Source organism: Streptomyces sp. G45 (genome assembly GCF_049542095.1).
Lineage (GTDB): Bacteria > Actinomycetota > Actinomycetes > Streptomycetales > Streptomycetaceae > Streptomyces.
Genome location: NZ_JBMUZU010000001.1, coordinates 8,560,124 through 8,573,649 on the forward strand (window position 1 = coordinate 8,560,124; position 13,526 = coordinate 8,573,649).

The 13,526-nt window shown below is 74.2% G+C and carries 2 protein-coding genes; both read left to right on the forward strand.

Features of this window, described 5'->3' with window-relative positions; translation table 11 throughout:
• Positions 1 to 167 precede the first annotated feature (167 nt).
• Complete coding sequence (locus tag ACOBQU_RS36585; protein ID WP_423633416.1) at positions 168 to 7,958, forward strand: amino acid adenylation domain-containing protein; 7,791 nt, start codon at positions 168 to 170, stop codon at positions 7,956 to 7,958.
• Positions 7,904 to 13,525 (forward strand): amino acid adenylation domain-containing protein, encoded by a 5,622-nt coding sequence (locus ACOBQU_RS36590; protein WP_423633418.1) that lies wholly within the window; start codon positions 7,904 to 7,906, stop codon positions 13,523 to 13,525. The genes ACOBQU_RS36585 and ACOBQU_RS36590 overlap by 55 nt, the downstream gene beginning before the upstream one ends.
• Position 13,526: the final 1 nt, after the last annotated feature.

The window sequence follows — 13,526 nt, forward strand, 5'->3', positions numbered from 1 at the left end:
GCCTCCGTACGTACCGTGCCCGCACTCCGCACGCTCGTCACCCCCATTCCCGCTTTCCGTACACGCGGCACGCGCTGTTCCCGCGCGCCGTGTGCCGTCGCCGCCTCCCTGTAGCTCACTGGCAGTTCCGCGCTGCCAGGCGGAAGTAAGGTTGAGCATTGATCCCGTTGTCTTTTGCCCAGCGTCGCCTGTGGTTCATCCACCAGCTCGAAGGGCTGTCGGCGACGTACAACATTCCGCTGGTGCTGAAGCTGACCGGTGACCTGGACGCCAAGGCGCTGGGCGCGGCGGTCGCCGACGCCGTGCGGCGGCACGAGAGCCTGCGGACCGTGTTCCCCGCCGTGGACGGCGTGCCGGAACAGCGCGTCCTCGACGCGGCCGACGCCGACTCCGGGTGGGAGGTCGTCGACGCCGAGCGCTGGGAGCAGTGGGAACGGGACGCCGCCGTCGCGGACGCCACGTGGTACGCCTTCGACCTGGCCGCCGAAGTCCCCTTCCGCGCCCGCCTCTTCAGGCTCGCGGCGCACGAACACCTCCTGGTGCTCGTCGCCCACCACATCGCCTGCGACGGCCTGTCCCTGGCACCGCTCCTGCGGGATGTCGAACGGGCCTACCGCGCCCGCGCCACCGGCCGCGAACCCGACTGGGAGCCGCTGCCGACCCGCTACACCGACCACACCCTCCGGCAGCGCGACGCCCTCGGCGACCAGTCCGACCCCCACAGCGTGCTCAGCCGCCAACTGCGCTACTGGGAAGGGGCGTTGTCCGGCTTCGAAGGCAGGCTCGAGCTGCCCACCGACCGCCCCTACCCGGCCGTCGCCGACTACCGGGGCGCACGCGTCGCCGTGGACTGGCCCGCCGAACTCCACGAGCGGGTACGGCAGGTGGCCCGCGCGCACCGGTCGACCGGCTTCATGGTCGTCTCGGCCGCCCTCTCGCTGCTGCTGTCCCGTCTGAGCGGCACCCCCGACGTCGCCTTCGGCGTGCCGACCACCGGGCGGCGCGACGCCGACCTCGCCGACCTCGTGGGCTTCTTCGCCAACACGCTGGTGCTGCGCGCGGACGTCTCCGCCGACCTGACCTGCGCCGAACTGCTCCAGCAGGTCCGGCGGCGCACCCTGGACGCCTCCGCGCACCAGGACGCGCCGTTCGACGCGCTCGTCGACCTGGTCAACCCCGCCCGCTCCCAGACGCACCACCCGCTGGTCCAGGTGATGCTCGGCTGGCAGAACGCCCTCACGCCCGACCTGCGCCTGCCCGGCGTCGACGCCGAACCCGTGCGCACCGGCTCCCGCGCCGCCCGCATGGACCTGACGTTCAGCCTCGGCGAGCGCTACGACGACTCCGGCCGCCCCGCAGGGATCGGCGGCGTCGTCGAGTACCGCACCGACGTGTACGACGCCGCCACCGTCGAGCTGATGGTGGCGCGGCTGCGGCGGATCGTCTCCGCGATGGCCGCCGACATGGACCAGCCCGTCCGCGCGGTGGAACTCCTCGACGGCGACGAGCGCGCCCACCTCGACAAGCTCGGCAACCGCGAGGCGCTCACCAGGACCCAGGCGGCCCCGTCGATCCCCGCGCTCTTCGCCGACCAGGTGCGCCAGCGCCCCGACGCCGTCGCCCTGGTTTGCGAGGGCCGCTCGTGGACCTACCGGGAGGTGGACGAGGCGTCGGCGCGGCTCGCGCACCTCCTCGCCGGGCGCGGCGTGGGCGAGGGCGCCACCGTCGCGCTGCTGCTGCCCCGCTCGGAGCACACCGTGACCGCCGTCCTCGCCGTGCTGAAGCTGGGCGCGACATATGTGCCGGTCGACGTCAAGCACCCCGACGAGCGCCTCGCCTTCATCCTCGGCGACGCGGCTCCGGCCGCCGTCGTCACCACGGCCCGACTCGCCCGGCGCGTCACCGCGTTCGACGTCCCCGTGGTGGACGTGACGGACCCGGCGCTCGACACCCAGCCGACCGCCGCGCTCCCGGCCCCGGACGCCGACCGCACCGCCTACGTCATCTACACGTCCGGCACCACCGGCGTCCCCAAGGGCGTCGCCATCACCCACGCCAGCGTCACCCGCCTGTTCACGTCCACGGCCCCCGGCTTCGTGCCGTCCCCCGAGCACGTCTGGTCGTTGTTCCACTCGTACGCGTTCGACGTGTCGGTGTGGGAGATGTGGGGCGCGCTGCTGCACGGCGGGCGCCTGGTCGTCGTACCCGAGGACGTCGTGCGGTCCGCCGACGACTTCCGCCGCCTGCTCGCCGACGAGCGGGTCACCGTCCTCAGCCAGACCCCGTCCGCGTTCTACGCCCTCCAGGCGGCCGACCTGCGCGAGCAGGACGGCCCCGGCCTCGACGCCCTGGAAGCCGTGGTCTTCGCGGGCGAGGCCCTCGAACCGTCCAAGCTGCGCCCGTGGCTGGAGCGCCGCACCACCTGGCCGCACATGATCAACATGTACGGCACGACGGAGACGACCGTCCACGCCTCCTTCCGCACCATCACCCCGGCCGACCTGGACAGCCATGTGAGCCCCGTGGGCGTGCCGCTCGCCGACCTGGCGTTCTTCGTCCTCGATACGGGCCTGCGGCGCGTGCCGACCGGCGTGGTCGGCGACCTGTATGTGGCGGGGCCCGGCGTCGGCACGGGATACGTGGGCCGTCCCGGCCTGACGGCGGCACGCTTCGTGGCGTGCCCGCTCGGCCCGCCGGGCACGCGCATGTACCGCACCGGCGATGTGGTGCGCTGGACGCGGGCGGGCGAGCTGGAGTACGTCGGCCGCTCGGACGACCAGGTGAAGATCCGGGGCTTCCGGGTCGAGCTGGGTGAGGTGGAGGCGGCCCTTGCCGGTGCGTCCGGTGTGGAGCGGGCGGCCGTGCTGGTGCGGGACACCGACGCCGGGAAGCAGCTGGTCGGCTATGTGGTGCCGTCCGGCGGTACCAGCGTCGACGGGAACGCGGTGCGCGGTGATGTGGCGGTGCACCTCCCGGAGTACATGGTCCCGGCCGTGGTGATGGTCGTCGATGACCTGCCGCTGACGGTCAACGGCAAGCTGGACAAGCGAGCGCTTCCGGAGCCGCGGTTCGCGGGTGGGGAGTACCGGGCGCCGTCCACGCCCGTGGAGGAGATCCTTGCCGGGATCTTCGCCCGGGTGCTCGATGTGCCGAGGGTCGGTGTCGACGACTCGTTCTTCGACCTGGGCGGCAACTCGCTGTCCGCGATGCGGGTCGTCGCCGCCGTACGCGAGTCCTTCGGTTCCGAGATCGCCGTACGGGCGCTGTGGGAGGCCTCCACGGTGGCCGGGATGGCACGCCTGCTGGACGGGGCCGGGGAGGACGCGCCCGGCGACGGCTCCCCGTGGGTTGTCGCCACGCGGCCCGAGCGGCTGCCGCTGTCGTTCGCGCAGCGCCGCCTGTGGTTCATCCACCAGGTGGAGGGGCCGTCGCCGACGTACAACATTCCGCTGGTGCTGAGGCTCACCGGTGAGCTGGACGCGGATGCGCTGGGTGCGGCGGTCGCGGATGTGGTGGCGCGCCACGAGAGTCTGCGGACGGTGTTCCCGGCGGTGGACGGCGTGCCGGAACAGCGCGTGCTCGATGCCTCCGAGGTCGCCTGGGAGGTCGTCGACGCCACCGCGTGGACCGAGCGGCAGGTCGACGACGCCGTACGGGAACGCGGGCGGTACGGCTTCGAACTGGCCACCGAACTGCCCTTCCGCGCAACGCTCTTCACCACCTCGGCCACCGCGCACCGGCTCGTCCTGGTCCTGCACCACATCGCCGGGGACGGCTGGTCGCTCGCCCCGCTGCTGCGCGACCTGTGGAGCGCCTACCAGGCCCGCCACGCCCAGGCGGCACCGGAGTGGACCCCGCTGCCCGTGCAGTACGCCGACTACACGCTCTGGCAGCACCAGCAGCTGGGCGACGAGGCGGACGCCGACAGCGCGCTGCGCCGCCAGACGGAGTACTGGGAGCGGGCGCTGGCCGGGCTGCCGAGCAGGCTGGAGCTGCCGACCGACCGGCCCTACCCGGCCGAGGCCGACCAGCGCGGCGGCCGCCTCGCCGTCGACCTGCCCGCCGCGTTCCAGGAGGCGGTGCGGCGGGTCGCGCGGGAGCGCGACGCGACCACGTTCATGGTGATGTCCGCCGGTCTCTCGGTGCTGTTGTCGGGGCTGAGCGGGAGTGCCGATGTGGCGTTCGGTGTGCCGACGGCGGGGCGTGGGCGGTCGGAGTTCGACGACATGGTGGGTTTCTTCGTCAACACGCTGGTGCTGCGCACCGAGGTGTCCGGTGAGGCGAGCTTCGCCGAGTTGCTGGGGCAGGTGCGGGAGCGGAGCCTGGACGCGTTCGCGCACCAGGACGTGCCGTTCGACGCGCTGGTGGACCGGCTCAACCCGGTGCGCACCCAGGCCCACCACCCGCTGATCCAGGTCCTGTTCGGCTGGCAGAACAACGCGCTCCCCGACCTGAAGGTGCCGGGCCTCGACCTCGACGTCGCCTCCGTCGACATCGGGGCCGCCCGCATGGACCTGGCGTTCAGCCTGCGGGAGCGGTTCACGGACGACGGCCGCCCCGCCGGGATCGGCGGCGTCGTCGAGTACCGCACCGACCTCTACGACGCCGCCACCGTCGCCCGCATGGTGGCACGCTGGCAGCGACTCCTCACGGCCCTGGCCGCCGACCCGGACCGGCCGCTGGCGTCGCTCGACGTCCTCGACGAGGACGAGCTGGCCCGACTCGACGCGCTGGGCCAGCGGTCGGCCCTGACCGAGCCGGGCGCCCCGGCGTCGGTGCCGCAGTTGTTCGCCGCCCAGGTGCGGCGGCGCCCGGACGACGTGGCCCTCGCGTACGAGGACCGGTCGTGGACCTACCGGGAGGTGGACGAGGCGTCGGCGCGGCTCGCGCACCTCCTCGCCGGGCACGGCATCGGCACCGGCGACGTCGTCGCCCTGCTGCTGCCCCGCTCGGATCACACCGTGACCGCCGTCCTGGCCGTGCTGAAGCTGGGCGCGGCCTATGTGCCGATCGACGTCCACCACCCCGACGAGCGGATCGCGTTCGTCCTCGACGACGCCGCGCCCCGCGCCGTCCTCACCACCGGCGAGCTGGCCGACCGGCTCGACGCCCGCCGGACGCCCGTCGTCGACGTCGCCGACCCCGCCCTCGCCCAGCAGCCCACCACCGCCCTGCCCCACCCGGACGCCGACCAGGCCGCGTACGTCATCTACACCTCCGGCACCACCGGCACCCCCAAGGGCGTCGCCGTCACCCACCGCGGCATCGCCGACCTGGTCGCCACGCACCTCGACCGCCTGGCCGCCGCCGGACGGACCGCCGCCGCACGGCCGCAGGACCACGTGTGGACGCTGTTCCACTCGTACGCCTTCGACTTCGCGGTCTGGGAGACGTGGGGCGCGCTCCTCAACGGCGGCCGCCTGGTCGTCGTACCCGACGAGACGGTGTACGCGCCCGCGGACTTCCACGACCTGCTGGTGCGGGAGCGCGTCACGGTCCTCACGCAGACGCCGTCCGCGCTCGCCCGCCTGTCGCCCGAGGGCCTCGCATCGGTCGAGGTGCTGCTGGTCGGCGGCGAGGCCTGCCCCGCCGAACTGGTCGAGCGGTGGGCCCCCGGCCGCGCGATGATCAACGCGTACGGGCCGACGGAGTGCACCGTCTACGCGTCGATGAGCGCACCACTGGCCCCCGGCGCGGCCGTCCCGATCGGCGCCCCCGGTTCCGGCACCGCGCTGTTCGTCCTCGACGGCGGCCTGCGCCGGGTGCCGGTCGGCGTCGCCGGTGAGCTGTACGTCGCCGGGCGCGGCGTCGCCCGCGGCTATGTGCGCCGCCCCGGCCTGACGGCGTCCCGGTTCGTCGCCAACCCCTACGGCCCGCCGGGCTCGCGCCTGTACCGCACCGGCGACCTGGTGCGGTGGAACCGCGACGGCGACCTCGAGTACGTGGGCCGCGCCGACGACCAGGTGAAGATCCGCGGCTACCGGGTCGAGCCGGGCGAGGTCGAGTCGGTGCTGCGCGCCGCGCCGGGCGTGGCCCAGGCCGCCGTCGTCGTCCGCGAGGACACGCCCGGCCACAAGCGCCTCGTCGGCTACGTCGTGCCCGCCGCCGGAAGCACCCCGGACGGCGCCGCGCTGCGCCGCCGCACCGGCGAGCGGCTGCCCGAGTACATGGTGCCCGCGGCGGTCGTCGTGGTGGACGCCCTGCCGATGACCGTCAACGGCAAGCTCGACAAGCGCGCCCTGCCTCAGCCCGCCTACGGCGACACCGACGGCCACCGCGCCCCGAGCACCGCCGCCGAGGAGGCCCTGGCCGCCATCTACGCCCGCGTCCTCGGCGTGGCCCGCGTCGGCGTCGACGACTCGTTCTTCGACCTCGGCGGCGACAGCATCTCGTCCATGCAGGTCGTCTCCCAGGCCAGGGAGGTCGGCCTGCACTGCAAGCCCCGTGACATCCTCGTCGAGCAGACCGTGGCGCGCGTCGCCCGCGTCGCGCAGCCCACCGGCGCCGACGCCCCGCCCACGGGCGAGCCGCACGACGACAGCGGCCCGCTGACGGCCACGCCCATCATCCGCTGGCTGAACCAACTCGGCGCGCCCGTGGGCGCGTTCAACCAGACCATGCTGTTCCAGGCACCCGAGCGGGCCGAGCACGGCGACGTGGTCGCACTGCTCCAGGCGCTCCTCGACCGGCACGCGATGCTGCGGCTGCGGGCGGGCGACGGCACCGTCCCGGTGGACGGCACCGTACCGGCGGACGGCCGCCCGTCGGATGCCCCCTGGCAGCTCGTGATCCCGCCCGCGGGAGCGGTCGACGCCGCCGACCACGTCACCGCCGTCGACGCGCTCACCGACGCGGCGTTCACCGACGCGCTGCGGCAGCTCGACCCCGGGCGCGGCGTCATGGTGCGCGCCCTGTGGGCCGCGCCCGCCAGGCACCTGCTGCTCGTCGTCCACCACCTCGCGGTGGACGCCGTGTCCTGGGGGATCATCCAGCGGGATATCGCCGCCGGGTGGCGGCAGCTCACCGAGGGCCGACCGATCGCCCGCACCACCGGCGGCACCTCCTTCCGCCGCTGGGCCGCCACCCTCGCCGAGCACGCCACGAGCCCCGCCGTCACCGCGCACCTGCCGAGCTGGCGGCGCGTAGAGTCGGCCGCCGCCCTGCTGCCGCCGCCGGACCCGGCCGCCACCCCCTGGGCGACCGTGGAGCAGCTGTCGATGTCCGTCGCCCCCGACCTGACGGACACCCTCGTCACCCGGGCCACCGCCGCACTGCGGGTCACCGTCGAGGAACTGCTGCTGATCGCGCTCGGCACGGCCCTGGCCCAGCAGCACCGGCACTTCGGCGCGCCCTTCCGCGTCGACGTCGAGGGCCACGGCCGCCGCGACGAGGTCGCCGACGGCATCGACCTGACCGGCACCGTCGGCTGGTTCACCGCCAAGCACCCCGTGGCGCTGACCGCCCCGCCCCTGGACCGCGACACCGTCCTCGCCGGTGGCGCCGCCCTCGGCGACTGGGTCAAGGACGCCAAGGAGCAGCTGCGCGCCGTCCCCGACGGACTCACGTACGGCCTGCTGAAGTACCTCGGCGACAGCGCCGACCTGCCCGGCGGCGACCCCGCGGTCGGCTTCAACTACCTCGGCCGCCGCGGCGCGCCCCCCACCGGCGGGGACCGCGACGACTGGCGGATCCTCGGCCCCCTGGAGTCGCCCGACGCCCGGCGCCTCACCGCGCGGTCGATGCTGCTTCCGCACACCCTCGACATCAACGCGGTCGTCCTCGACAACGGCGAGCGGCCCGAACTCCACGCCACCTGGAGCTGGGCGGGGAGCGGCTGGACAGCGCCTACGTCACCGAACTCCAGGCGCGCTGGCAGGACGCCCTGGCGGGCATCGCCGCGTACGTGCGGCGGGGCGGCGGGGGCCTCACCCCCTCCGACGTCGCCCCGGCCGCCCTGACCCGGCAGCAGATAGCCCGCCTCGAACAGCTCGTGGAACCGGCCGACCTGCTGCCGCTGACGCCGCTCCAGACCGGACTCCTCTTCCACCGCCGGTCCGAGGGCACCGAACCCGCCGAGCTGTACACCGTGCAGCTGGGCATCGAGATCACCGGCCCGCTGGACGCGGAGCGGCTGCGCGACGCCGTGGACACCGTGGTCGCGCGCCACCCCAACCTGGTGGCCCGCTTCGTCACCGACCACCTCGCGGACCCCGTGCAGATCATCCCCCGGCACCCACGCGTGCCCTGGACGGTGCTGCCCGTCGGCCCCGACGGCCCCGACGGTGGCGAGCGGGAGCTGCTCGACGCGGAACTCGCCGCCTGTGGCCGCCTCACGGACGAGGCGCCGCTGCGCGCCCTGCTGTGCCGGTCCGCGCCGGACCGGCACACGCTGGTGCTGTCCGTGCACCACATCGTCGTGGACGGCTGGTCCCTGCAGATCCTGCTGCGGGAGGTCTTCGCCGCCTACCGGCGTGAGCCCCTGCCGCCCGCCCCGGCCTTCCGCAGCTACGTCGAGTGGCTGGCCGCGCAGGACCGGGACGCCGCCGAGCGGCACTGGCGGGCCCTGCTCGCCGACCTGGACGCGCCGACCCTGGTGGACCGGGCGGGCCACCCCGGCACCGGCGGGCGCGCCCTGCTGCGGGCCGACCTCCCGGCGAGCACGACGCGCGCCCTGGAACGCCTGGCCCGCGCCCGGAACACGACCCTGAACATCGTGCTGCAAGCCGCCTGGGCCCGCCTCCTCGGAGCGCTGACCGGCGCCCAGGACGTCGTCTTCGGCACCACCGTCTCCGGCCGCCCCGCGGACCTGCCCGGCAGCGAGTCGGCCGTCGGCATGTTCATCAACACCCTGCCCGTGCGCGCCCGCATGACCGCGGGCACGACCGCCGCCGACCTGATCGACGCGCTGCGGGACGCCTACCACGACGGCCTCGACCACCAGTTCGTGTCGCTCGCGGACATCCAGCGCGCCGCCGGGCACCAGCGCCTCTTCGACACGCTGTTCGTGTACGAGAACTATCCGCTGGAGGCGTCCCGCGGGCAGCTCGACAGCGACGGCCTCGGCGTGCGCATCGCGTCCAGCCGCGAGTTCACGCACTACCCGCTCACGCTCCAGGCCTGGCCGGGCCACCAGCTGCGGCTGCGCCTCGAGTACCGCACCGACATCCACGACGAGCGGGCCGCCCAGCGGATCCTGGCCCGGCTGGAGACGCTGGTGACGGCCATGGCCGCCGACGCGGACCGGCCCCTTGCCACGCTGGACGTCCTCGGCGGCGACGAGTCGGCGCGCCTGGACGCGCTCGGCAACCGCGAGGTGCTCACCAGGCCCCAGGCGGCCCCGTCGATCCCCGCGCTGTTCGCCGAACAGGTGCGGCAGCGCCCCGAGGCGGTGGCCGTCGTGTTCGAGGGCCGCTCGTGGACCTACCGGGAACTCGACGAGGCGTCGGCGCGGCTCGCGCACCTGCTGGCCAGCCGGGGGGTGACCGCGGGCGACGTCGTCGCGCTGCTGCTGCCCCGGTCGCAGCACACCGTCGTCGCGATCCTGGCGGCGCTGAAGCTGGGCGCGGCCTATCTGCCGATCGACGTCCACCACCCCGACGAGCGGATCGCGTTCGTCCTCGCCGACGCCGCACCGGCGGCGGTCGTCACGACGGGCACCCTCGCTCGGCGAGCGCACGGGCATGACGTCACCGTCGTGGACGTCGAGGACCCGGCCCTGGCCCAGCAGCCGACCGCGGCCCTGCCCGCCCCCGACGCCGACCGTGTCGCCTACGTCATCTACACCTCCGGCACCACCGGCACCCCCAAGGGCGTCGCCGTCACCCACGCCAACGTGACACAGCTGTTCACCGCGTCCGCGCGGCCGTCCGAGCTGGCGCCCGGACAGGTGTGGTCGCTGTTCCACTCGTATGTCTTCGACGTGTCGGTGTGGGAGATGTGGGGCGCGCTGCTGCACGGCGGGCGCCTGGTCGTCGCCTCGGAGGACGCCGTCCGGTCCGCCACCGACTTCCACGCCCTGCTCGTCGACGAGCGCGTCACCGTCCTGACGCAGACCCCGTCCGCCCTGGGCCGTCTGACGCCCGAGGGCCTGGACGGCGTACGGACCGTCTTCGTCGGCGGCGAGGCCTGCCCGGCCGACCTCGTCGACCGCTGGGCCCCGGGCCGCGCCCTGGTCAACGCCTACGGCCCGACCGAAGGCACCGTCTACGCGGCGATGAGCGCCCCCCTGCGTCCCGGGAGGGGCGCGCCCATCGGGGCGCCGGTGCCGGGCGACGCGCTGTTCGTCCTGGACGGCGGGCTGCGCCGGGTGCCGGTGGGGGTGGTCGGCGAGCTGTACATCGCCGGGCACGGCGTGGCGCGCGGCTATGTCCGCCGCCCGGGCCTGACGGCGTCCCGGTTCGTCGCCAACCCCTACGGCCCGGCGGGCGCGCGCATGTACCGCACCGGTGACCTGGTGCGGTGGAACCGCGACGGGGAGCTGGAGTATCTCGGCCGTTCGGACGACCAGGTGAAGATCCGGGGCTTCCGGGTCGAGCTGGGTGAGGTGGAGGCGGCGCTCGCCGCCGCGTCCGGTGTGGAGCGGGCGGCGGTGGTGGTCCGCGACACCGACGCCGGGAAGCAGCTGGTCGGCTATGTGGTGCCGTCCGGCACCAGCGTCGATGGGAACGCGGTGCGCGGTGATGTGGCGGTGCGGCTCCCGGAGTACATGGTCCCGGCCGTGGTGATGGTCGTCGACGACCTGCCGCTGACCGTCAACGGCAAGCTGGACAAGCGGGCCCTGCCCGCCCCGGAGTTCACCGGTGGGGAGTACCGGGCGCCGTCGTCGCCAGTGGAGGAGATCCTTGCGGGGATCTTCGCCCGGGTGCTGGACGTGCCGAGGGTCGGCGTGGACGACTCGTTCTTCGACCTGGGCGGCAACTCGCTGTCCGCCATGCGGGTCGTGGCCGCCGTACGCGAGTCCTTCGACTCCGAAGTCGGCGTCCGCGCCCTGATGGACGCGTCAACGGTGGCGGGGCTCGCCCGGCTCGTGGGCGACCCGTCGGGGCCGGGGCAGGCATGGGTGCCGGTGGTGCGTCCTGAGCGGCTGCCGCTGTCGTTCGCGCAGCGCCGCCTGTGGTTCATCCACCAGTTGGAGGGGCCGTCGGCGACGTACAACATCCCGCTGGTGCTGAGGCTGACCGGTGAGCTGGACGTGGACGCGCTGGGCGCGGCGGTCGCGGATGTGGTGGCCCGCCACGAGAGTCTGCGGACGGTGTTCCCGGCCGTGGACGGCGTGCCGGAACAGCGCGTGCTCGATGCCGCGCAGGTCGACTGGGAGGCCGTCGACGCCACCGCGTGGACCGGGCAGCAGATCGACGACGCCGTCGGCGCGGTCACGCGCCACACCTTCGACCTGGCCGCCGACGTCCCCTTCCGCGCACGGCTCTTCGCCGTCACCGCCACCGAACACCGCCTCGCCCTGGTCGTGCACCACATCGCCGGGGACGGCTCGTCCCTCGCACCCCTGGTACGGGACTTCCTCACCGCCTACCAGGCCCGCCGCGCGGGGACCGCACCCGCGTGGTCCCAACTGCCCGTGCAGTACGCCGACTTCACGCTCTGGCAGCACCAGCTGCTGGGCGGCGAGGCGGACGCCGACAGTGCGCTGCGCCGCCAGATGGAGTTCTGGGAGAAGGACCTCGCCGGATTCGAGGGCCTGCTGGAGCTGCCGACGGACCGGCCCTACCCGGCGGTGGCCGACCACCGCGGCGGCCAGGTCCTCGTCGACTGGCCCGCGGAACTCCAGGAGCGGGTCCAGCGCGCGGCACGCGAGCACAACGCGACCACGTTCATGGTGATGTCCGCCGCCCTCTCGGTGCTGTTGTCGGGGCTGAGCGGGAGTGCCGATGTGGCGTTCGGTGTGCCGACGGCGGGGCGTGGCCGGTCGGAATTCGACGACATGGTGGGGTTCTTCGTCAACACGCTGGTGCTGCGCACCGAGGTGTCCGGTGAGGAGAGCTTCGCTGAGCTGCTGGGGCAGGTGCGGGAGCGGAGCCTGGACGCGTTCGCGCACCAGGACGTGCCGTTCGACGCGCTGGTGGACCGGCTCAACCCGGTGCGCACCCAGGCCCACCATCCCCTGATCCAGGTCCTGTTCGCCTGGCAGAACGTCACCCTGCCCGACCTGTCCCTGCCCGGCCTCGCCATCGCCCCGCTCCGCGCGGACACCCTCACCGCCCGCATGGACCTCACCTTCAGCCTCCGCGAGCGGTACGACGACTCCGGTCGCCCCGCCGGGATCGGCGGCGTCGTCGAGTACCGCACCGACGTGTACGACGCCGAGACCGTCGCCCGCGTCGTGGACCGCTGGCAGCGCCTGCTGGCGACGCTGCTCGCCGACGCGGACCGGCCCGTGCTCGCCGTCGACCTCCTCGACGAGGCGGAGCGGGCGCACCTGGACGCCCTCGGACAGCGCTCGGCGCTGTTCGAGCCCGCCAGCGACCCGTCGATCCCCGCGCTCTTCGCCGACCAGGTGCGCCAGCGCCCGGACGACGTGGCGCTGGTGTACGAGGACCGGTCGTGGACGTACCGCGACCTCGACGCGACCACCACGCGGCTCGCGCGCCACCTCGCCGGGCGCGGCATCGGCACCGGCGACGTCGTCGCCCTGCTGCTGCCCCGCTCGCAGCACACCGTCATCGCGATCCTGGCCGTGCTGAAGCTGGGCGCGACCTATCTGCCGATCGACGTCAAACACCCCGACGAGCGCCTGAAGTTCGTCCTCGGCGACGCCTCTCCCGTCGCGGTCCTCACCACGGCCCGGCTCGCGCACCGCGTCGAGGCGTCCGGCGTCCCCGTGGTCGACGTCGACGACCCGGCCGCCGCCACCGGGCCCGCGGAGGCGCTGCCGCTGCCGGACCCGCACCAGCTCGCGTACATCACCTACACCTCCGGAACGACCGGCGTCCCCAAGGGCGTCGGCATCACCCAGGCGAACGTGACGCAGATGTACGCCCCCTCCCAGCGGGCCTTCGTGCCGACCCCGGACCAGGTGTGGTCGCTGTTCGCGTCCTATGTGTTCGACGTGTCGGTGTGGGAGATGTGGGGCGCGCTGCTGCACGGCGGGCGCCTGGTCGTGGTGCCCGAGCACGCCGTCGGCTCGCCCGACGACTTCCACCGGCTGCTCGTCGACGAGCGGGTCACCACCGTCAACCAGACCCCGTCCGCGCTCGACATGCTCTCCCCGGAGGGCCTGGACGGCGTGCGGACCGTCTTCGTCGGCGGCGAGGCCTGCCCGCCCGGGCTGGTGGAGCGCTGGGCCCCCGGCCGCGCCATGATCAACGGCTATGGGGAGACCGAGACGTTCTACGCCTCGATGAGCGGCCCCTGCGACCCGGCGCGGGCGCGCCCATCGGAGCGCCGGTGCCGGGCGACGCGCTGTTCGTCCTGGACACGGGGCTCCGCCGGGTGCCGGTGGGCGTCGTGGGCGAGCTGTACGTGGCCGGGCGCAGCGTCGGCAGGGGCTACATGGGCCGCCACGGCCTGAC